Genomic DNA, 22,754 nt, shown 5'->3' with positions numbered 1-22,754 from the left:
TGCTGCTCGTTTGCGTATTGCGTGGTATGACCGGCTCATCCGATGTCGGCAAGGGTGCGCCGTCCCAGGCACCGCTCCCGGTACCACCGGCGCACCGGCTCGTTTTCCGGCCGCTGCAGCCCCGGATCCGCCTCGACGAGGGCGAAGGCGGCGCTGCGGGCAGACTGCATGATATCAAAATCGAGCGAGAGATCCGCGATCTTTAACCCGCTGACCGTGCCCGACTGCTCTTTGCCGAGCAGGTTGCCCGCACCGCGGATGCGTGCGTCGGTCTCGGAAATCACGAACCCGTCGGTGGTGCCCTCCATCGCCCGGAGCCGCTCGCGGGCCTCCTCGGTAAGCTTCCGGTAGAGCAGGAAGCAGTTCGAGGGGTGCGCTCCGCGCCCCACCCGCCCCCTGAGCTGGTGGAGCTGGGCGAGCCCGAAGCGCTCGGCGTGCTCGATGAGGATCACGGTGGCGTTCGGGACGTCGACGCCGACCTCGATGACGGTCGTGCCGACGAGCAGCTGGAGCTCGCCGGAACGGAAACGCCGCATGACCGAGTCTTTCTCCTCGGGGTTCATCTGGCCATGGATGAGCCCGAGCTTGAGATCGGGAAACACCGACCCGGACAGCTCTTCGAACCCTTCCACCGCCGCCTTGAGGTCGCTCTTCTCCGACTCCTCGACGAGCGGATAGACGACGTAGGCCTGCCGTCCGGCGGCGATCTCACTGCGGATGAAGTCGTGGACCTTCCCGACGGCGGACTCCGGCCTGACGATGGTGCGCACCGGGCTGCGGCCGGAAGGCATCTGGCGGATCACCGACACGTCGAGATCGCCGAACGCCCCCATCGTGAGCGTCCTCGGGATCGGGGTCGCGGTCATGAGCAGCACGTGCGGGTTTTCGGCCTTCTCCTGCAGGGCCTTGCGCTGCAGCACCCCGAAGCGGTGCTGCTCGTCGATGACGACGAGCCCGAGCCGGCGGTAGCGCACCGCATCCTCGATGAGGGCGTGGGTCCCGACGGCAAGGTGCACCTCGCCCTCGCGCAGGCGCATCTGCAGCTCCTCGCGCAGCCGCTTCGGCTGCTTGCCGCTGAACAGCGCGACCTCGAGGCCGAGCGGCTCGAAGAAGCGCCGCAGAGAAAGCCAGTGCTGCACCGCCAGGATCTCGGTCGGCGCCATGAAGGCCGACTGCAGGCCGTTGTCGGCGGCAAGCGCCATCGAGAGCATGGCCACGGCGGTTTTGCCGGATCCCACGTCGCCCTGCACGAGGCGCTGCATGGGGCTGCCGCTTCTGAGGTCGCGGTAGATCTCCCGGACGACCCTTTTCTGGTCGTCGGTCAGCTCGTACGGCAGGGCCCGGTAGAGGCCCGCCGTATGCTCGCCCGAATGGGTGAAGAGAGGTGCGCTGCGCTGGTGGCGCGCCGTGTGGCGGCGGAGCGCGAAGAGCAGCTGCGCATAGAAGAGCTCCGTCCACTTCATGCGCCGGACCGCCCGATCGAGCCGCTCCGGAGAGGAGGGAAAGTGGATTTCGCGGTAGGCTTCGCCGAGCGCCATGAGGTCGTTCGAAGCGATGACTTCATGGCTCAGGTTCTCGGCACCCCCGGGCGGCTGCACGTCGAAAGCCTGTGTCATGAGCGCACGCAGCTGGCGGGAACCGAGCCCCGACTGCTTCATGGCTTCGCTCGTCGCATAGAGCGGGATGATGCGGCCGGTGTTGTAGAGCGAGAAGTCGCTCCCCTCCTCCCGGCGCTCGCTGCCGAGCCGGTCGAAGTCGGGATGCTGCATCTGGGGACGGCTGCCGAAATACCCCACCTTTCCGAAGACGGCGAGCGCGTCGCCCACCGCTATGGCGCGCGAGAAGTAGCGCACGCCGCGGAACCAGGTCAGCTCCAGCTGCCCGGATCCGTCGGAGAGCGTCGCACGGAACCGGGAGCGCCCGCGCTGGCCGCTCTCCACGGAGGCGGCCGTCACGGTGCCGACGACGGTCGCGCTCTGGCCCGCACGAAGCTGGCGGACGGGCGTCATCCAGCGCCGGTCGAGGTAGCGGCGCGGGAAGAGCTCGAAAAGGTCCTCGAACGTGCCGAGGCCCGCCTCACGGAGGATCGCGACCTTTTTCGGGCCCATCCCTTTCAGGGAAGCGAGGGAAGAACGTTCCGGCATGGCAATTTGGTTGGAACTGGAATGGAAATCTTGTATATTAGCGTCCTTATTGTTCAGAGCCAACAAAGTCAACGATCGACATGAAATCAGATATTCACCCGAAGTACACCGAGGTCACCGTCCAGTGCGCCAACTGCGGCAACACGTTCGTGACCCGTTCGACCCGCCCCTCGATCAAGGTCGACATCTGCAGCAACTGCCATCCGTTCTACACCGGCAAGCAGACCCTCGTCGACACCGCAGGACGCGTGGACCGCTTCAACAAGCGCTTCGCCAAATCCGCAGCAGCCCAGGCACAGGCAAAATAATCGGGCGCCCGCTATTGAGCAAACAGCCTAACACCCAACCAGAGGAGCCATGAGCGTCAGAGAGGCCAGCAAGAAGAGCGAGCAGAAAATGAAGAAGACCATCGAGGCCTTCCAGCATGAAATCGCTTCGATCAGGACCGGAAAGGCCACGACGGCCCTGCTCGACCGCGTGAAGGTCGAGGCCTACGGCCAGTCGATGCCGCTCAGGCAGGTCGGCAACATCGGCGTCTCCGACGTCCACACCCTCATGGTGCAGGTCTGGGACAAGTCGATGGTCGCCGCCGCCGAGAAAGCCATCCGCGACGCCAACCTCGGGCTCAACCCGGCCGCCGAAGGCCAGAGCATCAGGGTATCCATCCCCCCGCTCACCGAAGAGCGCCGCAAGGAGTTCGTCAAGCTCACCAGGAAGTTCGGGGAGGACTCCAAGGTCTCCCTGCGCAACCACCGCCGCGACATGATCCAGGAGATCGAAAAGCTCGAAAAGGAGAAGGAGATCGGAGAAGACGAGCGCAACCGCGGCAAGAAAGATGCCGACGACCTCCTGCACCGCTACGAGAAGCAGATCAACGAGCTGATCGCGCAGAAGGAAAAAGAGATCATGGAGGTCTAGCAGCCTCCCCCGCTTATTCCGCCCCACCCTTTTCAGTACAGCACCCCGACCGGCCGACAGCCGCCGCAGCATTCCCACGCCCTGCCATACCCCCGGGAAGGCCCCTTTCGCCGGAGAGCAGCCGCCTCAGGAAAGTCCCTGGCGCGTCCCCTCGAAATACTCCTTCATGGTCTTCCAGGCCTCTTTCCGGCGGAGCAGCCCGCCGAGCATGCCGAGCACCGTCGCGGCACCTGCCGCAAAGAAGAGCGGACGGGCGGAGATGTTGTTGGTATAGTAGATGGCCGGGATCCCCCGTTCCTTGGCGTAGCTGTCGAGCGATGTGGTGCCGATGACGAGGTCGAAAGCGTACTCCTCGATAGCCGCCATGTCGTCCTCGAGGAACTTCCGGTAGCGGACCTCGGTGCCGAGCATCGAGAGTACCCGGTCGTCCTCCAGGCAGAGCGGGGTGCGGGCGATGGAGGTCGAAGCGTAGGGCACGTCCAGGCCCGCCTCGAGCAGGAGGCGCACGACCGGGAGTTCGTTGCCCTCGTAGCCGGCGACCATCACCCTGCCCTCGAGCCCGGAGAACGGCGCCATCGCCTCGCGCACCTTCGAAGCCTCCTCCTGGGCGACGGCACGGACGGCCTCCGCATCGAGCCCGAGGGCCTCCCCGATGCGACTGATCCATCCGGCCGTGGCGTTCGCTCCGATCGGGTTGCCCTCGACAACGGAAGCGCCATGCTCCCGGAACAGGGCGGCAGTCTTTTCATAGAAGGGGTGGAGCACCGCCACCGCTTCGGCCCTCCCCGCTTCGCGGTAATCCTCGAGCGCCGTGCCCGGCAGGGCCACGACGGAGCTGACGCCGATCTTCTGCAGGACGGCGCCGACCGCCATGGCGTCGACCGGGAAGATCTCGCCGACGAGGGCCACCGATTTGGGTTTCCTGGAGGCCGCGAAGTCGCCGAAACGCTCGAGCAGGGTCGACACGGCCACGTCCTTGGCCTCCGGATGCGTACGGATCTGGAAAGCCGGAAGACGCACAAGCACCACCTCGGCGTTGCCTGCCTGCCGCGGCAGCAGCTCCTCGGCGATGCCGGCGGTCTCGGCAACGCAGGTGCTGACAACGGGAATGAGCCGGACCGAAGGATCGAGGGCGATCTCCTCGATCGTGCGCCGCAGATCGTCGGTCATCGTGCCGCCGGAGATCTGTGCGTTCATCAGCCCGGAAGAGATGATGGACTTGCGCGCCGCGTAGAACTGCGACACGAAGGTGAGCCCGTACAGGCACCCCTGGTCGGCAGCCATGCAGACCTGGGCGCCGTCTATTCTGGTAAGGACCCTCAACCCGCCGAACGCGGGACACATCGACTGCGGATGCAGTCCGCTACAGCTCTTTTTCCCCATGGGAGACAACCCGTTTAATGACCTTCTGGATATATGCGCCGCCGGCGACGGCGTGCGGCATGGCATGCATGGCTTCGACCGCCTCGCTGCGGTCCCGGTACCGGCCGGTCCTCAGCCGCCAGTACTTCCTGCCGGCCTGCCATGCCGGCCAGACGGCCGAAACGACGCCCGAGGAGTCGAGGCGGGAGAGCTCGCGCAGGGCGGTCGAGCGGAGCGAGAAGGTGGCGAGCACGATGGTGAACTCCCCCTCGTCGAGCAGCACCCCTTCCGCCGGAGCCGGAGGCGCGACGACAGGGGGCGGCGGAGGAAGGGAGGGGGCGGCAACCCGGGCCGGCTCCGGACGGAACCACCCGAGTGGGGCCTGCGGCAGTCCGGCGATCGTGCCGGAACGGAAGGCGAGAAAACCCCCGACAAAGGCGGCAAGAACCGCGAAGAGCGCCACGAGGGCCGGCACGGCCATGCGCCGCCGGACGGGCGAAGCCATCGGTATGGAGGCAAGCCCCTCGTAGGATCCGTTGGCAAGCTCGAGAAGTCCCGACTCGGGGCGGAAGCGGACGCGATTTTTCTCCGAAAGCTCGAAGCGGCCGAATCCGGAAAGCAAGAGGGGCTCCCTCCGGCGAAGGGTGGCGGTAAACGCCTTCTTGAGTGCGCGCGCAATCTTTCGCGCCTCGTCCTCCTCGAGTGCGAGCCCCGTGCGGAGCAGCTGCAGGGTGTCGTCGCCCCTCGTCTGGCGCTGCCAGGCAAGCGTGTTCGACGGCGGGGTGTAGACCCTCTCGCCGTCGCGCTCCATGCGCGAAGGGGCACTGTAGCTGACACTGAAGGAGCCGAGCCCCCGGACCGAAACCGCACCGCCGTCGAGAAGCGCGGAAGCCATCGCCGCTGAAAAGCGGGAAAGGAGGGAGCGGGCCCGGTCACGCTCGAGCCCAAGCAGGCCGGAGAGGCGCTCTATGCAGTCGGATGCAGCCATGCGCGGATAAGGGGGAGATTGCCGTAAAAGAAACCAATATAACACATACCCGCATAAAAATCCCCCGGGGGAGGAGGAGCGGGGAAAAGAGGCCGGCCATGCCGTTTTTTTTTCTTACTTAAAGAAATTGCGACCTTCCGCCAACCCGATCCACCAGAAAAAAACCGATGACCCAGACGGCACTTTCGGTCAGCGAACTGACGAGACTGATCAAGGGCGAACTCGAGTCCACCTTTCCCGCCGTGCGGGTGAGGGGCGAGATATCCAACTGCAAGAAACCCAGCTCGGGCCATCTCTACCTCACACTGAAGGATGAGGGGGCCCAGGTCCCGGCCGTTGTCTGGAAACACACTGCGGCCCGCCTCCAGACCGATCTCAGGGACGGCATGAGCGTCGTTGCCGAAGGCCGGCTCGAGGTCTACATGCCGGCGGGACGCTACCAGCTGATCTGCTCAAGCATCACCGAGGAAGGCCAGGGAGCCCTGCAGCTGGCCTTCGCCGAACTCCTCCGGAAACTCTCCGGACTCGGATGGTTCCGTGAGGAAATCAAGAAACGCCCGCCCCGTTTCCCCCGCTCGATCGGCCTCATCACCTCGCCGACCGGAGCGGTCATCGAAGACATGCAGAACGTGCTCTCCCGGCGCTACCCCGCCGCCGCGCTCCGGCTCTACCCGGTCAAGGTGCAGGGGCGCGACGCCGCCCCCTCCGTGGTGAAGGCCCTCAGGTGGTTCAACGCCCAGGAGGGGGAAGCCCGCCCCGACGTGCTCATCGTTGCGCGCGGAGGAGGCTCGATGGAGGATCTGCAGGCCTTCAACGAGGAATCGGTCGCCCTGGCGATCTACCGCTCCGGGATCCCCGTCATCAGCGCTGTCGGCCACGAGACCGACATCACCATCGCCGATATGGTGGCCGACCTGCGTGCCGGCACCCCGTCGATCGCGGCCGAGCTGGCCGTCCCCGACAGCCTCGAACTGCTGCGCTCCCTGAGGGAGCATACCTCCCGGCAGTCGGCGCTGGCAATGTCGAAGGTCCAGGGAGCCGAACGGGAGATAGAGTCCATCCGCGGCAGCTACGCCTTCAACAGGCCGCTCAACCTCATCGAGCAGTTTTCAAGGGAGGCGGACTCCTTCCCGGAGAGAATGCGGCTCACGCTCAACGCCACCCTTCGCGACACCCTCCATCATCACGAAGCGGCCCTGCGCCACCTCAGCCTGCTCGACTACCGCAAGACGCTCGAAAGGGGGTACGTGCTCGTAAAGAAAGAAGGGAAGGTGGTGACGGGGGGTGCCGCGCTCGGCGAAGGCGACAGGGTGGAACTCTCGTTCCGGGACGGCACCCTCGAAGCGGAGATCAGGGGCGATCTTTGCTCACCCGGCTGAGCCGCCGCGAAGGATCCTGCGAACCAGCTCGAGGTCCTCGGCGGTATTCACCCCGGGGCTGTCGGTCGAGGTCTCCATGCAGCGGATGCTGAAGCCGTTCTCAAGCAGGCGGAGCTGCTCGAGCGACTCGGCAGCCTCGAGCATCGAGACCGGCATCGAAGCGAAGCGCTGCAGGACATCGGCCCGGAACGCGTAGAGCCCGACGTGACGGTAGAGCCTGAGCGAAGATGAAGCGTTGCGCACGTAGGGCACGGGGCTGCGCGAGAAGTAGAGCGCCCTGCCGTTGCAGTCCATCACCACCTTCACCACGTGCGGGTCCTCAAGCTCGCTCCGGTTTCCGGCCCCGATCGGGAAAACGAGGGTGGTGCAGTCCGGCAGCGTTGAACCCTCGGGGGCGTCGAAGTAGGGACGGAGGACGAGATCGATGTTCTCCGGACTGATCAGCGGCTCGTCCCCCTGCAGGTTCACCAGGACGTCGGCATCGAGGCCGCGGGCCGCCATGGCGATGCGCTCCGAGCCGCAGGAGAGCTCGGGAGGGGTGAGCACCACCCGGGCCCCGAGCGGCTCGAGCACCCGCACGATCTCCGGGCTGTCGGCCGCAACGACGACCTCCGTGGCCAGGCGCGACTTCATGGCCTGGCGCCAGGTGCGGACGATGAGCGGCTCGCCTTCGAGGTCGGCGAGCATCTTTCGGGGAAGTCGGCTGGAATCGAGGCGGGCCGGAATGAGGATGGCGGCGTTCATAGCACGGGAATGGAGGAGTTCCGGAGGATGTGGCGGGCCTCGTCCACGGAGAGCCCTTCAAGCATGACGCTTTTCGAACGGGAGGTAGCACCGGAGACGATGGATACCCGCTCGCGGGATATGGAGAACAGCTTCGAAAGGAGCCGGCAGCACTCCCGGTTGGCCGCGTCGTCGACCGGCGCCGATTTCAGGGAGACTTTCAGCATGCCGCCATAGGGGCCGGAAACCGCGCTCTTCGAGGAACGCGGCTGTACCCTGACGCCCAGGAGGGCGCTGCCCTTCTTTTCGCGGAGTTCGACCAATGGAAAAAATCCTAGCCGAGCACCTTCGGGACCCGGAAGAAGCGGTCCTGGCGGTCGGGTGCGTTCTTGAGCGCCTGGGCGTTCTCGATGGAGGGGCTCTCAACGTCGTCGCGCAGCACGTTCTTCTGGTCGTGGATGTTGCTCAGGGGCTCGACGCCTTCGGTGTCGATCTCGTTGAGCTTCTCGACGTAGTGGAGGATGCTGTTGAGCTCCTGGGTCATCCGCTCAGCCTCATCGGAGGTGAAGCTGAGCCGGGCGAGCTGGGCGATGTACTCGACGTTTTCTCTGGTGACGGACATGGTATGCTTGGTCGTGGTGATTGAATGATGAAACGGATGCGGCCGCCGGCATCTAAAGCCTGCAGCTGGTCATGACGCACTCCTCCGTCCGGCACTTCAGCCGCCCTTCGATCGGCGCCCAGTCGCGCTGTTCCTCGCCGAGGTAGATCTGGCGGGGACGGGCGATCTTCTGCTCCGGGTCCTGGACATGCTCGGTCCACTGCGAGAGCCAGCCGGGAATGCGGCCGATGGCGAAAAGAACCGGGAACATGTCGAGCGGGAAGCCCATCGCCTGGTAGATCAATCCGGAGTAGAAGTCCACGTTCGGATAGAGCTTGCGCGAAATGAAGTAGTCGTCCTCGAGGGCGATGCGCTCGAGCTCGAGCGCGATGTCGAGCAGCGGGCTGCGGCCGGTCTCCTCGAACACCTCGAAGGCGATCTTCTTGATGATCTTGGCCCTGGGGTCGTAGTTCTTGTAGACCCGGTGCCCGAAACCCATAAGACGGCCGCTTCCGGCCTTGACCGCCCTGATGAACTCCGGCACCCTCTCGACGGAGCCGATCTCGAGCAGCATGCGGATGACCGCCTCGTTGGCCCCTCCGTGCTTGGGCCCGTAGAGCGCGGCGCAACCGGCCGCGACGGCCGTATAGGGATCGACGCCCGAGCTGCCGACGGCACGCACGGCGCTCGTCGAGCAGTTCTGCTCATGGTCGGCGTGCAGGATGAAGAGCACGTCGAGCGCATGCTCGAGCACCGGGTTCGGACGGTAGTCGTGCTCGGTCATCTTGAACATCATGGAGAGGAAGTTGCCGGCGTAGCTCAGATCGTTGTCCGGCAGGACGTAGGGGAAGCCCATGCTGTGGCGGTAGCTCATGGCGGCCAGCGTCGGGATCTTGCCGATGAGGCGGCGCACCTGGAGCTTGCGCGAAGCCTCGCTGGTGATCTCCTTGGCGTCGGGATAGAAGGTCGAAAGCGCCCCCACCATGCCGACCATGATGCCCATCGGATGGGCGTCGTAGCGGAACCCGTCCATGAACTTCACGATGTTGGAGTGGGTCATGGTGTGGTGGCGGATGTTGTAGGTCCAGGCGTCGAGGCGCTCCCGGTCCGGCAGTTCGCCCTTGATGAGCAGGTAGGCCGTCTCGAGGAACGTGCTGTGCTCGGCGAGCTGCTCGATGGGGTAGCCGCGGTAGCGGAGAATACCCCGGTCGCCGTCGATGTAGGTGATGGCGCTCTTGCAGGATGCGGTGTTGAGGAAGCCGGGGTCGTAGCCGAGAAGGCCGAAATCGTCGTCCGACACCTTGATCTGGCGGAAGTCCATGGTCCTGAACGTACCGTTCTCCACCGGGATCTCATAGGTTTTTCCCGTGCGGCTGTCGGTGAGGGTAAGCATGCCTGAAGGTGTTGCAGCTGTCATGGCTTGGGTGGTTTCATCCTTGAACTGAAGAGCTGAAGAGCCGGAGGCGGCACGAGAAGGCCCTCCTCGGGCGGATAATATACTCAGAAAAAAAAGGAAAATACTTTTTGGATTTCAGGGGGGCGCTACCTACATTTACAACTCTTCAACGGAGCTGTAGCTCAGTCTGGTTAGAGCGCCTGCCTGTCACGCAGGAGGTCGCGGGTTCGAGCCCCGTCAGCTCCGCAGAACAATCAAGGTCCCCTTCCACGGGGGCCTTTTCTGTTTCCCCCCTCCCGCATCAGCTCCCCCGAAGCCCGCTCAGCCGCTCCTGCGCCTGTCGCGCAGCCAGATCGACTTCGACTGGCCGTCGGCTCCGAGCCGCTCGTCAATCTCGAACAGTTTCGTCGCTGCAATAAGTTCACCGAGCTTGCCGTAGCCGTAGTTGCGCGGATCGAACTCCGGCGACTGCTTGGCGATGTTGCTGCCGGTGGCTGCCAGGTGTGCCCACCCCGCCTCGTCGGAGGAAGCTTCGACCGCGTTGCGAAGCAGGCGCACGAGCCGGGTGTCCTGCTTCAGGTCGGAAGCGGACTTCCGCCTGATCGGCTCGTTCTCGTTGATCTTGGCCCGCAGCACCTCGGTGTAGATGAACTTGTCGCAGGCGGACACGAACGGACCCGGGGTCTTCTTCTCGCCGAAGCCGTAGACGGTAAGCCCCGCCTCGCGGATGCGCACGGCAAGCTTCGTGAAGTCGCTGTCGCTCGAGACGATGCAGAAGCCGTTGAAGCGCCCTGTATAGAGCAGGTCCATGGCGTCGATGATCATGGCGCTGTCGGTCGAGTTCTTGCCCTTCGTGTAGCCGAACTGCTGGATGGGCTGGATCGAGTATTCGAGCAGCACCTCCTTCCAGCCCTTCAGGGCCGTCGAGGTCCAGTCACCGTAGATGCGCTTGACGTTCGAGGTACCGTACTTGGCAATTTCCGAGAGCAGCCCCTCGATAATGGCGGGCTGGGTGTTGTCGGCGTCGATGAGTACGGCGAGCCGGTCCGATCGTTCCTCTGCCATGCTGGCTGTTCCTCCCCTGTTTATGTTGGATGCGCCTGCCGTCCGTTGCCGTTGCAGGCTCAGCCCGCAACCCTGAACCCCAGCTCCCGGATGACTGCTTTGAGGGCCTCCGGACTGACCAGGCCGGGGTCGTAGTCCACCCGGACCGTCCCCGCGTCGTGCGAGGCCTCGGTCCCGGATACGCCTTCAAGCTCCATGAGCAAGTCCCTCACCGAGCGCTCGCAGCCACCGCACCTCATCCCCTCGACCTTCAGTTCGATACGCATCGTTCCTCCCGTTTTCGATGTCCACCGCTTCCACAGGTAAGGTACGCAGCCGGCGATCCATCAAAAAATCTTTCCTTGGCAGATGCCCGGGGGAGTGCGTATATTTTACCTTCTGCCGCGCGCCGCCCGCATTACTCGAGGATGGGGAAGCCCGGTGTATCCCGAACCCGCCTACGGACTCCGACCATGAACCTTCCACACCGGCCCCGCACCATGCTCCTCAGGGCGCTCCTCGCGCTCTCTCTCGGAGCGCTCCCCCTGCTCTCGGGCTGCTCGAAACCCCAGAACGAGATCAGGAGGCTGCAGCAGGAGGTGTGGCAGCGCCCCGGCGACACCGCAACCCTGCTGAGTCTGGCCAACGCCTATGCACGCTCGAAACAATACGACCTTGCGGCCGAGACCTACCTGGAAGCGCTGAAGCTCGATCCGGAGCTCGACGCCGCCTACCACTCGCTCGGTGCGGTGCGCTTCAACCAGGAGCGCTACCCCGAAGCCCGCGACTGGTTCCAAAAACACCTCGAACGCGCCCCGTCGGACTCGCTGCGCCACTACGACCTCGGCAACGCGCTCATGCAGCTGAAGGACTACCGCGGAGCCGCGGCGGCCTATGAAGGGGCCATAGAACACAGCCACGCCTTCACCGAAGCCCACTACAACCTCGCCGTCTGCTTCACGCACCTCGGAAGGATGACCGAGGCGCGTCAGATTTATGACTGGCTTCTTGATAAAAACAATTATCTTGCCGTTTCCCTGCAAAGCCACTTGAAAGGGGAAAAGCCGGACGTACGCAAGCCGTGATCCGGCGCTACCATGCCGACCGATACTTATGAGTGACCAGCATATCATCACGCCACAGGACACCCCCCTACCCATAGTACAGGCGGCCGAAGCCATAGACTCCGCACTCCAGGCCCTGGACGCCGTCGGCGCAGGACGCCCGACGGGCACCCTTGTCGAGTTCCGCCAGAAGGTGGAGCCGATCGACCCCATGCGCTGGCTCGCCCGGCAGAAGGCATGGCCGAAGATATTCTGGCGCAGCCGGGAGCGAGACTTCACCGCCGCCGGCCTCGGTTCGGCCGACACGGTGAGCTTCGCCGGCCGTGAACCCAACGCCTCCGTCTTCCGGCGCCTCGGGGAGACGATGGGCACAAAGAAGCACGACGCGAGATACTTCGGGGGCATCGCCTTCAACAGCCTCGAAGCCGAAAGGGAGGAGTGGAAGCGCTTTCCCGCATTCTCCTTCATACTCCCCCTCGTCGAACTCACCGAGGAGAACGGCGAGCAGAGCCTTTGCTGCCGGATCGTGCCCGGCACAAGGGAGGAGACGGCCGAACGGGCCGCTGAAGCCCGCCGCATCCTCTCAGCGCTCAAAGGCCCCCTCACGGATGAAGCGGCCGGCATTCCGGCCGTCCGCAGCCGCTCCTGCAGCCCCGACCGCGAGGGATGGATCAGAAACTGCCAGAGGGCGATCGAAACCTTCGAAGAGGGCAGCACCGAAAAAATCATGCTCGCCCGCCGCACGACCCTCGAGTTCGCCGCCCCCTTCGACCCGATGCTCATCCTCCTCCGCCACCCCTACCCGAAAAACGCGACCTACCGGTTCTACTTCGAGCCCGAAGAGGGGTGCGCGTTCCTGAGCTTCACCCCCGAGCGTCTCTACCGTCGCGACGGCCGCCGGCTCCTCACCGAAGCCCTCGCCGGGACCTGCTCGAAAGAGAATGCCGAGCTGAGCGACGAATGCGCCTCCCGGGCCCTCCTGGCCTCCGAAAAGGATCTGAGGGAGCACCGGTTCGTGAAGGACATGATCGAGAGCGAACTGCAGCCGGCCTGCCGGCGGATCGAGATGGAGGACGACGTGCAGGTGCTGCAGCTCAACCGGCTCGCCCACCTCTATGCCCGCTGCACGGCCGAACTGAAGCCCGAGTGCGCCGGCGACGGCCAGGTGCTCTCCATCCTCCACCCGACGCCCGCCGTCGGAGGGGTGCCGAAAGAGGAGGCGATGCGCCGCATCCTCGAGTTCGAACCCTTCGCCCGCGGCTGGTACGCCGGGCCGGTCGGCTGGATCAGCCGCGATTCGAGCGAGCTTGCCGTCGGGATCCGCTCGGCCCTCGTGCAAAGCGCCACGGCCTGCCTCTACTCCGGGGCGGGCCTCGTGCGCGGCTCCGACCCGGAGCTGGAGTGGGCGGAGGTCGAGCAGAAGATCGGCGACCTCGTCGCCATCACCGGAGCCACGCCGTGAACAACCGCCAGGTGACGACCCTCTGGAGCACCGTCCTCGTCGAAGAGCTCGTCCGCCAGGATGCCTCGATGTTCTGCATCTCTCCCGGATCGCGCTCCACGCCGCTCACCGCGGCCGTCGCCCGCAACCCCGACGCCCGGTGGAAGATGTTCCCCGACGAGCGCTCCGCAGGGTTCTTCGCCCTCGGCCACGCCCGCGCCACCGGCCGCCCCGCCGTGCTCGTCTGCACCTCCGGCACGGCGGTGGCCAACTACTTCCCCGCGGTCGTCGAAGCCTCTAGCGACCATGTGCCGATGATCGTCATCTCGGCCGACCGCCCCTTCGAGCTGCTCGAATGCGGTGCCAACCAGACCATCCGCCAGGACAACATCTTCGGCAGCTACGTGCGCTGGCACATGCAGCTGCCGCTGCCCTCGAGCGACATCCCGCTCCAGTCGCTGCTCTCGACCGTCGGCCACGCCGTGGCAAGAAGCCTCGGATCCCCGAACGGCCCGGTCCACCTGAACCAGCCGTTCCGCGAACCCTTCGACCCCGAACCCTTCGAAGACGAGACCCCTTGGCTCGAGCCGCTCCGCGCATGGAAGATCGACCGGCGGCCCCGCACCAGCACGCCGCAGCCCGAACGCCGGCCGGACGCCCGGGCCGTCGCCACCCTGCGCGGCCTGCTCTCCGGGGCCCACAGCCCGCTCTTCATCGCCGGGAGCATGAGCTCCCGTGAGGACGCGCTCGCACTCGAAGCGCTCTCGGAAGACCTCCGGGTGCCGCTCTACTGCGACCTCTCCTCCGGGCTCCGCCTGAAGAAGGGGCGCGGCGCGTGGCAGCAGGCCTTCGCCTCACCGGCCTTCCTGGAGCATTTCCGGCCGGACCTCGTCGTGCACTTCGGCGGGCGGCTCGTCGCCCGCCATCCCTCGGCCGCACTCAGGACCTGGAAGCCCGACCACTACGTAGTAGTGCGCGAACACCCCTGGCGCTACGAGCCCGACTATCCGGTACAGCTCTCCGTCGAGTCGCCGATCGCAGCCGCCGCCCGCGAACTCACGGGCAGCCGGAGCCAACCCTGCGGCATACTCGAAGAGGCCGAAGGGTTCTTCATGCGGTGCGCCGAAACGCTCGACGCCCTCACGGATCCCGGCCTCGCCCTGAGTGAAATCTCCGCCGCACGGCTCACCTCGAAGCTCATCGCCCCGCACGAGGCGCTCTTCACCTCCAACAGCATGGCGGTGCGCATGCTCGACTCCTTCTCCGCGGCCCCGCACGCCGAGGGCCCCCGGACGGCCCTCAACCGGGGAGCCAGCGGCATCGACGGCATCATCTCGACCGGCGCAGGGTTCGCCGAAGGACTCGGAACCGCAGGCACGCTCCTCATCGGCGACATCGCCTTCCTGCACGACCTCAACGCACTCTCGCTCCTCGCCTCGCTCAGCCGTCCGATGCGCATCGTGCTGCTCAACAACAACGGAGGAGGGATCTTCTCGTTCCTGCCGGTGGCGGCCTGCGACGACATCTTCGAAGAGCACTTCGCCACCCCCCAGCACTTCAGTGCACGGCCTGCGGCGGAGATGTTCGGACTCGGCTACGCAGCGCCCCGCACCAACCGGGAGTTCGAAGCGTGTTTCCTCGAAGCCGGCCGCTCGAAAAAAAGCACCCTCATCGAAATCGTCACCTCGCGCCAGGAGAATGTCGAGCGGCACCGCACCCTCCAGGCCCGCTTCAACGCCCTGGCGGAGTCGGCCTTCGGCTGAGACGGGGGTTTGCTTTTGCGTCTTCCGCACAAAAAGCGTTACCTTTAAGGCAGGCATCAGCTGGATGCCGGCGTTGAATGAGAAGCAACCAAGAAGTTTCCGGCCATGTTGGGAGACGTACTGCTGATCAACGACCAGCACAAATCGGCTGCGGGCGCCATCCTGGAGCGGGTGCTCCTGGATCTCGAGCTGCTCCGCAAAAAACAGCCCGGCGAAAAGTTCGTCGTAGCCATATCGGGCGAATCGGGCGCAGGAAAATCCGAGCTTTCGCACTCGCTTGCCCTCCTGCTCAAAGGCCGCGGCATCCGGGTCAAGATCCTCCACACCGACAACTACTACCACGTCCATCCGCTCGACCGGCGGAAACACCGCATCGAGAGCAACTACGAGGCCGTCGGCGTACAGGAATACGACTGGGAGGAGCTGCACTGCAACATCGAGGATTTCCGCCGGAACCGCACGGCCTCGATCCCCTGCATCGACATCATCACCGAGGAGGTCGACCGGCTCCGCACCGACTTCAGCAAGATCCAGCTGCTCATCATCGACGGCCTCTACGCCATCCGCACGGAAGGCGTGGACCTCAAGGTCTTCATCGACCTCACCTACCACGAAACGAAACTCAGCCAGATGCTGCGCTGCAAGGAGCCGACGGACGGCTACCGCTGGAAGGTCCTCGAACAGGAGCACCGGCACGTCAGCGCCCTCAAGCCCCTGGCGGACCTGCACATCGACAAACACTACCGGGTCTTCGACCCCCAGGTCGCCAACCAGGCCCCCCGGCCGTGGCAGCAGAAGGCCCCCCACATGGCCGTCTACCCGTCCGGGAACCGCTGAGCGGCACGGCACAAGCGACAGAGAGCAGGCGAAGCCTGCACGGATAACGACACGGATCACCGGAGAGCGGGCGGGCCCCGAAGCGACGGGGCCCGTCTTGCATGGAAGGGTGGCTACAGAGGGTGGCTACAGGTAGAAGACGTGCCGCCCGACCGTCGCCACTTCGGTGCGGGTGTCGGCCCAGTAGGGCTTTACGTAGTCGGCATGGTAGAAGAGCACGCCCTCGAGGTTCCTGGCGATGGGCAGGTCGGGGTTGAGCATCACCTCCAGCGCCGCCGCCATCGCCTTCTCCCACGCCTTGCGGTTGGGCTCGCGGTCGGCCATGCCGTCCCAGTACCAGCTGAACTGCTTGTACTGCTTGACGACCCCCTCGATCGTATCGGGGTAGCGGGATGATTTCACACGGTTGAGGGTAACGACGCCGACGGCGAGCATGCCGTCCCAGGATTCACCGCGCGCCTCGTGGTAGATGTTCCGGGCGAGCCACTTGAGCTCGGCCGAATCGATAGAGGCGAGCCTGCCCGCAGAAGCGTGGGCCGACTGCTCGGCCGCGCTGCCGGTATGGCCCGGGGCGGGATGGTGGTGGTGGCGGGCTGCGACGCCTGCCGAGAACAGGCCGGCCATGGCGACTGCGCCGCCGACCTTGCGGAGCCGTTTTGCGGGAAAGGCTCCCACCCACTGCCTGACATGCCGTTTCATCTTTTTCATGCCCCATCCTCCTTTTCAGCCGCTCCGGATTCCGGAGGGATTGGTTGGCGGGATTCATGCGAGCGTAGACGCTGCTTCAAGGCAAATTACGAAAATTTTGATTTATCCCGCAGGGAGGAGCGTGCCGGGCCGGGCGGGCCCGGCGCACGGCGCTGAAAACAGGCATCTTTTCCGTACTTTCTGCAGAACCACCCACACGAACCACAAGAGCGTTTCGAGCATGCCACACACGAGCCCCGAAAGAAACAGCTGGAAATCCAGGACCGGTTTCATCCTTGCCGCCATCGGCTCGGCCGTCGGGCTGGGCAACATCTGGCGGTTTTCGTACCTGACCTACGAGAACGGCGGCGGAGCCTTCCTCATCCCCTACCTCGTCGCCCTCCTGACGGCCGGCCTGCCGCTCCTCATCCTCGAGTTCGGCATCGGCCACGAGCGCTTCGGCAGCGCCCCGCTCGCCTTCCACAAGATCAGCCCCCGGTGGGAGTGGCTCGGCTGGTGGCCCCTCCTCTTCACGATGTTCGGCATCGTCCTCTACTATTCGGTGGTGATCGCCTGGTGCCTCGACTACCTCTTCTACTCCCTCACCCTCGCCTGGGGTGACGACCCCAACCGGTTCTTTTTCGAGTCGTTCCTGCAGGTGAGCTCCTCCCCCGCCGAAATCGGCTCCGTGCGTCCGCCGATATTCATCGCGCTCCTCGTGGTCTGGCTGCTGAACTGGGCCATCATCATCCGCGGCGTCGGCCGCGGCATCGAACTGGCCAACAAGATCTTCATGCCCCTCCTGCTCCTGCTCACCCTGGCCCTGGTCTTCTGGGCACTGAACCTGGAGGGAGCCATGGTGGGGGTGGAGGCCTACCTCCGGCCCGACTTCTCCAAACTCGCCGACCCGATGGTATGGGTGAGCGCCTACGGCCAGATCTTCTTCACGCTCAGCCTCGGCTTCGGCATCATGATCGCCTACGCCAGCTACATGCCCTATGAGTCGAACATGACGGGAAGCGCCGTCATCACCGCGCTTGCCAACAGCGCATTCTCGCTGCTGTCGGGATTCGGCGTCTTCGCCGTCCTCGGTTTCATGTCCGCAACCCAGGGCATCCCGATCGAAAAGGTGGTGCAGCAGAGCATCGGCCTCGCCTTCGTCGCCTACCCGAAGGCCATCTCGCTGCTCGGCGCCTCGGGCCCCGTCTTCGGCGTTCTCTTCTTCCTGAGCCTTACGGTGGCCGGCCTCTCCTCCTCGATCTCCATCGTCGAGGCCTTCGTTTCCGGCGTCGAAGACAAGTTCGCCATCAACCGCCCCATGCTCGTCAGCGTGCTCTCCGTGCTCGGCTTCGCCGGCGGGCTCGTCTTCACGACGAAAGGCGGCCTGCTCTGGCTCGACATCGTCGACCACTTCATCAACAATTACGGCCTGATCGTGGCCGGCCTGCTCGAATGCCTCGCCGTCGGCTGGTTCTTCCGGCTCGAAATCATCCGCCGCCACCTCAACCGGGTTTCGAAACTCCAGCTCGGCACCTGGTGGAACCTGACCATCCGCTTCGCACTCCCCCTCTTCCTCTGCGTCATCCTGCTCAACCAGCTGGTCCGCGAACTCATGAGCGCCTACGGCAACTACTCCTGGGGCAGCCTTATGGCGATCGGCGGAAGCTGGATGGGCATTTCGCTGCTCGGCGCCTTCGTTTTGGCCACCCGGCAGTGGAAAACCGACAACCATCTCAAAGGGGGGCGTGGTGAGGAGCTCTGAAATCCAGCTGACGAGCGTCGGCCGGGAGGAAAATCCCTGGATCCTCTTCCTCCACGGGTTCCTCGGCGCGGGCAGCGACTGGCTCGGCCATGCCCGACGGCTCGAAGCGGACTACTGCTCGCTGCTCGTCGACCTTCCCGGACACGGAACGGCGCCCGTCCCCGAAGAGGGGGACCCGGAGCGCTACTTCACGGAATGCGTCGACGCCATTGCCGACCTCGTGCGCCGCCGAGGAACGCCGGGATTCCTCGTCGGCTACTCGATGGGGGGGAGGATCGGCCTCGCCCTCTCGCTCCGCCACCCCGACCTCTTTTCGGCGGCGGTTATCGTCTCCTCCTCCCCGGGCCTCAAGACGGAAGAGGAGCGCTCCGCACGCCGGAGGAGCGACGAGGGAATCGCGCGCAAGATCGAGAGGAATTTCGGAGGCTTCATCGAGGCGTGGTACCAGATGCCGCTCTTTTCGACCCTGAAAGCACATCCGCTCTTCGGGGAGATCGACTCGAAACGCAGAGAGGGAGAGCCGCGAAAACTGGCCGCGGCGCTGCGCCTGCTCGGCACCGGAAGCCAGCCCCCGTTCTGGCAGATGCTTCCCGAAAGCCGCGTGCCGATGCTCTTCATGGCGGGCCAAAAAGACGCCAAATACGTTGAGATTGGCCGGCAAATGGTTACTTTGCATTCCATGTCGAGCCTCGAGCTCTTCGAGGGGTGCGGCCACACCCTGCATATCGAAGAGCGGGAGGTGTTCCTCCGGAAGCTGCTCGATTTTTTCAACCAGCATCAAGCATTCAGATCATGAGCACCGTCAACTGGACCAGCGCAGGCGAATTCTCCGATATCCTCTACCATAAAGCCGAAGGTATCGCCAAGATCACCATCAACCGTCCCGAGCGGCGCAACGCCTTCCGTCCCCAGACGGTCGAACAGATGATCGAAGCCCTGCAGGATGCGCGCAACGACGAGCAGATCGGCGTCGTCATCCTGACCGGCGCGGGAGATCTGGCCTTCTGCTCCGGCGGCGACCAGAAGATCCGCGGCAACGCCGGCTACGCCGACGCCAAAGGGGTCAACAAGCTCAACGTGCTCGACTTCCAGCGCGACATCCGCACCTGCCCGAAACCGGTGATCGCCATGGTCGCCGGCTACGCCATCGGCGGCGGCCACGTGCTGCACATGCTCTGCGACCTCACCATCGCGGCCGAGAACGCCCGCTTCGGCCAGACCGGCCCCCGGGTCGGCTCCTTCGACGGAGGCTGGGGAGCCAGCTACATGGCGCGCCTCGTCGGCCAGAAAAAGGCCCGCGAGATCTGGTACCTCTGCCGCCAGTACGATGCACAGCAGGCGCTCCAGATGGGGCTCGTCAACACCGTCGTCCCGCTCGAGAAGCTCGAGGAGGAGACCGTGCAGTGGTGCCGCGAGATCCTGGAGAACTCTCCGCTTGCGATCCGCTGCCTGAAGGCGTCGCTGAACGCCGACTGCGACGGGCAGGCAGGCCTGCAGGAACTTGCCGGCAACGCCACCATGCTCTACTACATGAGCGAAGAAGGGCAGGAAGGCCGCAACGCCTTCGTCGAGAAGCGCAAGCCCGACTTCGGCCGATTCCCGAAACGGCCTTGAGCGCCTCCTACGCCTATCTCTACCGGTACACCCTTCCCTTCACCGAACCGGTCAGCGTCAGGGGCCGCCGCCTCCTGAACCGGGAGGGCCTGCTCCTGGCACTGAAAAGCGAGGACGGCGCCCACGGCGCGTGGGGCGAAATCGCCCCCCTTCCCGGCCTGCACCGCGAGACGCTCGAGGGCGCCGAGCGACAGATCCTCGAAACCCTTTCCCGCCACGGCGAAAACGGCTCCTCGCTGTGCACCGAAGGACTCTTCCCTTCGGTACGCATGGGGCTCGAAATGGCGGTCATGAACCTCGAAGCCTCCATCACCGGCCGCCGGCCCTTCGGCCTCGACGCCCGCTCACCCCTCCCCGCCGTTCCGCTCAACGCGCTTCTGGCGGGACCGACCGAGAGCGTGCTCGCCCATGCCGAAGCGAGCTTCCGGGCCGGCTACCGCGCCTTCAAGCTGAAGGTGCGGCTCGAAGAGCGCGGGCGGGCGCTCGACTCGGTACGCGAGCTGCACCGCATGTTCGAAGGCCGGGCCAGGCTCCGGCTCGACGCCAACCAGGCCTTCACGCTCGAAGAGGCCGTACGGTTCGCCCGGGAGCTGCCGGAAGGGAGCGTCTCCTACATCGAGGAGCCGCTGAGAGAACCCCGGAACATCGCCGAATTCCATAACAGGACCGGCCTCTCTTCCGCGCTCGACGAAACCCTCTGGCAGAAGCCCGGCCTCTTCGAGTCCCTTCCCGAAAAGGCCGTCGGCGCCCTTGTCCTCAAGCCCAACTGCCTCGGCGGGCTCGCCGCAGTCCTCCGGCTGGTCAGCCACGCCGCGGAGCACGGAATGGAGGTGGTCTTCAGCTCCGCCTACGAAAGCGGCGTAAGCCTCGGCTTCTACACCCTCCTGGCCGCGGCGACCTCGCCCCGCCCGGCAGCCTGCGGGCTCGACACCTTCCGCAGCCTCAAGGTCGACCTCTCCCGGAATCCGCCGAGGAGCGAAGGCGGAGTGCTCAAGCCGGAGGCCATCTACCGGGAAAGCTGCCGGGTCGAAACCCGCAGGCTCAGCCTCGCCTCGATATGGACCCTCTGAGCGCCCCACCGAACGACCCCGTCGCCGCGGCGGCGTCCCTCTACCGGGATGCGCCCCTGCTCCGCACTCCCGACGCCGTCCTCTCTTTCGAAGCATGCAGCCAGGCCGCCGGCCGGATCGCCTCCATGCTCCTCGCCCGGGGCCTGGAGAAGGGGGACCGCGTCGCCGTCGTCTCGACGGGCACCCCCGAAAGCGTCCTGCTGCTCCTCGCCCTCCTGCGCGCCGGCATGGTGGCCGCGCCGCTCAACCACCGCCTTCCCGAAGCCCGGCTCCGCCAGATGCTCGAGGCACTCCGCCCCGCCCTCACCCTCACCGGCGAGGGCTCGCCGCTCGAAATGGATGCCGCCGCGGAAACGGAGGATATCGTCCGGCTCATGGCCGAATCCCGCGGCTTCGACCATGCACTGCCCGACCCGGGCCCGGCCGACAGGCCTGCAACCCTCATCCATACCTCGGCGAGCACCGGCCCGGCGAAAGCGGCCGTCCACTCGCTCGAAAACCACTGGTACAACGCGCTCGGCTCGAACCTGAACATCCCGTTCGGGCGGGGCGACACCTGGCTGCTCTCGCTTCCGCTCTTCCACGTCGGAGGGTACGCGCCCATCTTCCGGGCGCTCGCTTCGGGAGGAGCCCTCGCACTCGACCGCCAGGGAACGCCCCTCCCCCACACCCTCGAACGGTTCCTCCCGACGCACCTCTCGCTCGTGCCCACCCAGCTCTACCGGCTCATCGAGAGTGGAAGGGGACAGGAGGAGGCGAAGGGGATCAGGGCCATCCTCCTCGGCGGCAGCGCGGCCTCGACCCGCCTCGTCGACGAAGCGGCCCGAAAGGGGCTCCCTGTCTATCTCAGCTACGGCTCGACCGAGATGGGCTCGCAAATCGCCACCACCCCCGGACCGGTCCGGGGCGCCCGAGAGGACAGCGGACAGGTGCTCAGGTGGCGCGAGCTTCGCCGTGCCCCCGACGGAGAGCTCCTCGTCCGCGGCCGCTGCCTCTTTTCGGGCTACCTCCGCGGGGAAGAGGTGGACCCCTGCCGCGACGCCCGGGGGTGGTTCCACACCGGCGACATGGGCCGCATCCTGGAGGACGGCTCGGTGGTGGTGGAGGGCAGGAAGGACGGGATGTTCATCTCGGGAGGAGAGAACATCCACCCGGAGGAGATCGAGCGCGAGCTCACGGCAGTCGAAGGGGTGCGGGCGGCCGTGGTGGCCCCGATCCCGGACCCCGAGTACGGCGAGCGCGCCGCGGCCTTCATAGAGACCTCCCCGGCGGAAGGCCCCGACGAGGAAACCCTCCGGACCGGAATGCAGCGGAGGGTCGGACGGCTGAAGACGCCGGTGGTGTTTTTCAGGGTATGCCAGTGGGCGACGCTTCCGGGTTCGGAGAAGATCGACCGGGCGTGGTACCGGCAATTGGCCCGCGAGTACCGCCGGCCGGAGTCTAGCGGCGGGCCGCCCTGCGCTTGAGGCGGAAGACGGCCCACATCCCGCCGAACCCGGCGATGGGAGCGTAGAAGGCCGCCGAGAAGAGCATGCTGGCAAGAAGGTCGGTAAGGCTCAGCGAAACCGGGGCGAGGGCGAGCTTTTCGGCCTCGAGCAGTGCCTGCACCTGCGGCTGCAGTTCGGGCCGGTTTCGGGCCGTCTCCACCACCCAGTCGATGACGAGCGAGAGGCTCTCGGTGCCCGGCCGGTAGGAGAGGGTCTCCATCAGCACCCACGAGATCGCCTCGGAAAAGATCCCCCCGACGATGCCGCCGAAGAAGGCGAGAATGAAGGCCTCGTTGTAGGCAAGGCGCACCTGGAAGCGCAGGATGCTCCGGTTGAGGGCGATCGAGCCGGCAAGGAAGATCCCGAGGAAGAGGAAGACGTTGAGGAGCGTCAGGTACGGCACCGTCGTCGTGAGGACGACGATGGCGGCCGTCAGCATGACGGCAAAGAGTTTTTCACGGAACGCCATGGAGC

23 protein-coding genes and 1 tRNA gene are annotated in these 22,754 nt (G+C 65.5%); 13 read left to right on the top strand and 11 right to left on the bottom strand.

What is annotated here, in order from left to right; genetic code table 11:
* Nucleotides 1–35: 35 nt before the first annotated feature.
* Nucleotides 36–2,144, bottom strand: coding sequence for an ATP-dependent DNA helicase RecG (recG, locus tag E0L29_RS06485; RefSeq protein WP_131356544.1), 2,109 nt, complete (start codon nucleotides 2,142–2,144; stop codon nucleotides 36–38).
* A gap of 80 nt (nucleotides 2,145–2,224) precedes the next feature.
* Between recG and rpmE the strand changes: the two genes are divergently transcribed.
* Together rpmE and frr are read left to right on the top strand one after the other, a co-directional pair.
* Nucleotides 2,225–2,452: a 50S ribosomal protein L31 gene (rpmE, locus tag E0L29_RS06480; protein ID WP_131356540.1), complete on the top strand. Its 228-nt coding sequence runs from the start codon at nucleotides 2,225–2,227 to the stop codon at nucleotides 2,450–2,452.
* Nucleotides 2,453–2,501: 49 nt separating this feature from the next.
* Nucleotides 2,502–3,062, top strand: coding sequence for a ribosome recycling factor (gene frr / locus E0L29_RS06475; RefSeq protein ID WP_131356537.1), 561 nt, complete (start codon nucleotides 2,502–2,504; stop codon nucleotides 3,060–3,062).
* Between the two features lie 126 nt (nucleotides 3,063–3,188).
* Here frr and bchY read toward each other — a convergent pair whose 3' ends face one another.
* Both bchY and E0L29_RS06465 read right to left on the bottom strand, forming a co-directional pair.
* A complete protein-coding gene (gene bchY, locus E0L29_RS06470) occupies nucleotides 3,189–4,445 on the bottom strand; it encodes a chlorophyllide a reductase subunit Y (protein WP_131356534.1) in 1,257 nt (418 codons plus the stop codon).
* On the bottom strand, nucleotides 4,426–5,412 hold the full coding sequence (locus E0L29_RS06465) for an HU family DNA-binding protein (protein WP_131356531.1): 987 nt from the start codon (nucleotides 5,410–5,412) through the stop codon (nucleotides 4,426–4,428). Before E0L29_RS06465 ends, bchY begins: the two co-directional genes overlap by 20 nt.
* A 167-nt stretch (nucleotides 5,413–5,579) precedes the next feature.
* Here E0L29_RS06465 and xseA point away from each other — a divergent pair, with 167 nt between their 5' ends.
* Nucleotides 5,580–6,791 (top strand): exodeoxyribonuclease VII large subunit, encoded by a 1,212-nt coding sequence (xseA, locus tag E0L29_RS06460; protein ID WP_131356528.1) that lies wholly within the window; start codon nucleotides 5,580–5,582, stop codon nucleotides 6,789–6,791.
* Here the strand turns inward: xseA and kdsB are convergent.
* From kdsB to E0L29_RS06440, 4 genes are read right to left on the bottom strand one after another with little or no spacing between them, the layout of a single operon-like run.
* A complete protein-coding gene (gene kdsB, locus E0L29_RS06455; RefSeq protein WP_131356525.1) occupies nucleotides 6,780–7,535 on the bottom strand; it encodes a 3-deoxy-manno-octulosonate cytidylyltransferase in 756 nt (251 codons plus the stop codon). The genes xseA and kdsB overlap by 12 nt on opposite strands.
* The gene (locus E0L29_RS06450) at nucleotides 7,532–7,837 is read right to left on the bottom strand and encodes a DUF167 domain-containing protein (protein WP_131356522.1); all 306 of its coding nucleotides are present in this window, start codon (nucleotides 7,835–7,837) and stop codon (nucleotides 7,532–7,534) included. The genes kdsB and E0L29_RS06450 overlap by 4 nt, the downstream gene beginning before the upstream one ends.
* An 11-nt stretch (nucleotides 7,838–7,848) precedes the next feature.
* On the bottom strand, nucleotides 7,849–8,136 hold the full coding sequence (gene gatC, locus E0L29_RS06445; RefSeq protein WP_131356519.1) for an Asp-tRNA(Asn)/Glu-tRNA(Gln) amidotransferase subunit GatC: 288 nt from the start codon (nucleotides 8,134–8,136) through the stop codon (nucleotides 7,849–7,851).
* A 52-nt stretch (nucleotides 8,137–8,188) separates the two neighbouring features.
* Complete coding sequence (locus E0L29_RS06440; RefSeq protein ID WP_131356516.1) at nucleotides 8,189–9,532, bottom strand: citrate synthase; 1,344 nt, start codon at nucleotides 9,530–9,532, stop codon at nucleotides 8,189–8,191.
* Nucleotides 9,533–9,682: 150 nt separating this feature from the next.
* On the opposite strand from E0L29_RS06440, the gene E0L29_RS06435 reads away from it, so the two are divergent.
* Nucleotides 9,683–9,757 (top strand) — tRNA-Asp (locus E0L29_RS06435).
* A gap of 75 nt (nucleotides 9,758–9,832) precedes the next feature.
* On the opposite strand, the gene E0L29_RS06430 is transcribed toward E0L29_RS06435, so the two are convergent.
* Both E0L29_RS06430 and E0L29_RS06425 read right to left on the bottom strand, forming a co-directional pair.
* Entirely contained in the window at nucleotides 9,833–10,576 is a 744-nt protein-coding gene (locus E0L29_RS06430; protein ID WP_131356513.1) for an NYN domain-containing protein, read from the bottom strand.
* A gap of 59 nt (nucleotides 10,577–10,635) precedes the next feature.
* Nucleotides 10,636–10,842, bottom strand: coding sequence for a heavy-metal-associated domain-containing protein (locus tag E0L29_RS06425; protein ID WP_131356510.1), 207 nt, complete (start codon nucleotides 10,840–10,842; stop codon nucleotides 10,636–10,638).
* Nucleotides 10,843–11,028: 186 nt separating this feature from the next.
* Here E0L29_RS06425 and E0L29_RS06420 point away from each other — a divergent pair, with 186 nt between their 5' ends.
* The 4 genes from E0L29_RS06420 (at nucleotide 11,029) to E0L29_RS06405 (ending at nucleotide 15,660) form a co-directional block, all read left to right on the top strand.
* Nucleotides 11,029–11,640 carry a tetratricopeptide repeat protein gene (locus E0L29_RS06420; protein WP_131356507.1) on the top strand — a complete coding sequence of 204 codons (612 nt, stop codon included), beginning with the start codon at nucleotides 11,029–11,031 and terminating at the stop codon, nucleotides 11,638–11,640.
* Between the two features lie 28 nt (nucleotides 11,641–11,668).
* Nucleotides 11,669–13,081 carry an isochorismate synthase gene (locus tag E0L29_RS06415; protein ID WP_131356503.1) on the top strand — a complete coding sequence of 471 codons (1,413 nt, stop codon included), beginning with the start codon at nucleotides 11,669–11,671 and terminating at the stop codon, nucleotides 13,079–13,081.
* Nucleotides 13,078–14,823 carry a 2-succinyl-5-enolpyruvyl-6-hydroxy-3-cyclohexene-1-carboxylic-acid synthase gene (menD, locus tag E0L29_RS06410; protein ID WP_131356501.1) on the top strand — a complete coding sequence of 582 codons (1,746 nt, stop codon included), beginning with the start codon at nucleotides 13,078–13,080 and terminating at the stop codon, nucleotides 14,821–14,823. Before E0L29_RS06415 ends, menD begins: the two co-directional genes overlap by 4 nt.
* Before the next feature lie 105 nt (nucleotides 14,824–14,928).
* Nucleotides 14,929–15,660 (top strand): uridine kinase, encoded by a 732-nt coding sequence (locus E0L29_RS06405; RefSeq protein WP_131356498.1) that lies wholly within the window; start codon nucleotides 14,929–14,931, stop codon nucleotides 15,658–15,660.
* 126 nt (nucleotides 15,661–15,786) lie between these two features.
* Here E0L29_RS06405 and E0L29_RS06400 read toward each other — a convergent pair whose 3' ends face one another.
* Nucleotides 15,787–16,368, bottom strand: coding sequence for a cell wall hydrolase (locus tag E0L29_RS06400; protein ID WP_131356496.1), 582 nt, complete (start codon nucleotides 16,366–16,368; stop codon nucleotides 15,787–15,789).
* A 220-nt stretch (nucleotides 16,369–16,588) separates the two neighbouring features.
* Here E0L29_RS06400 and E0L29_RS06395 point away from each other — a divergent pair, with 220 nt between their 5' ends.
* From E0L29_RS06395 to menE, 5 genes are read left to right on the top strand one after another with little or no spacing between them, the layout of a single operon-like run.
* Nucleotides 16,589–18,109, top strand: a complete 1,521-nt coding sequence (locus E0L29_RS06395) for a sodium-dependent transporter (protein WP_131356493.1) — start codon at nucleotides 16,589–16,591, stop codon at nucleotides 18,107–18,109.
* Nucleotides 18,096–18,905 (top strand): 2-succinyl-6-hydroxy-2,4-cyclohexadiene-1-carboxylate synthase, encoded by an 810-nt coding sequence (gene menH, locus E0L29_RS06390; RefSeq protein WP_131356490.1) that lies wholly within the window; start codon nucleotides 18,096–18,098, stop codon nucleotides 18,903–18,905. The genes E0L29_RS06395 and menH overlap by 14 nt, the downstream gene beginning before the upstream one ends.
* Nucleotides 18,902–19,723, top strand: a complete 822-nt coding sequence (menB, locus tag E0L29_RS06385; protein ID WP_131356487.1) for a 1,4-dihydroxy-2-naphthoyl-CoA synthase — start codon at nucleotides 18,902–18,904, stop codon at nucleotides 19,721–19,723. The genes menH and menB overlap by 4 nt, the downstream gene beginning before the upstream one ends.
* Nucleotides 19,720–20,793: an o-succinylbenzoate synthase gene (gene menC / locus E0L29_RS06380; RefSeq protein ID WP_131356484.1), complete on the top strand. Its 1,074-nt coding sequence runs from the start codon at nucleotides 19,720–19,722 to the stop codon at nucleotides 20,791–20,793. Before menB ends, menC begins: the two co-directional genes overlap by 4 nt.
* Nucleotides 20,781–22,259: an o-succinylbenzoate--CoA ligase gene (gene menE / locus E0L29_RS06375; RefSeq protein ID WP_131356481.1), complete on the top strand. Its 1,479-nt coding sequence runs from the start codon at nucleotides 20,781–20,783 to the stop codon at nucleotides 22,257–22,259. The genes menC and menE overlap by 13 nt, the downstream gene beginning before the upstream one ends.
* Here menE and E0L29_RS06370 read toward each other — a convergent pair.
* Nucleotides 22,234–22,749 (bottom strand): hypothetical protein, encoded by a 516-nt coding sequence (locus E0L29_RS06370; protein WP_131356478.1) that lies wholly within the window; start codon nucleotides 22,747–22,749, stop codon nucleotides 22,234–22,236. The genes menE and E0L29_RS06370 overlap by 26 nt on opposite strands.
* Between the last annotated feature and the right edge of the window lie 5 nt (nucleotides 22,750–22,754).

Origin of the sequence: Chlorobium sp. N1 (genome assembly GCF_004332115.1) — a bacterium.
Classification (GTDB): Bacteria; Bacteroidota; Chlorobiia; order Chlorobiales; family Chlorobiaceae; genus Chlorobium.
The sequence above is the reverse complement of the archived record's forward strand: the minus strand, read 5'-3'. Positions and strand labels throughout refer to the sequence as shown.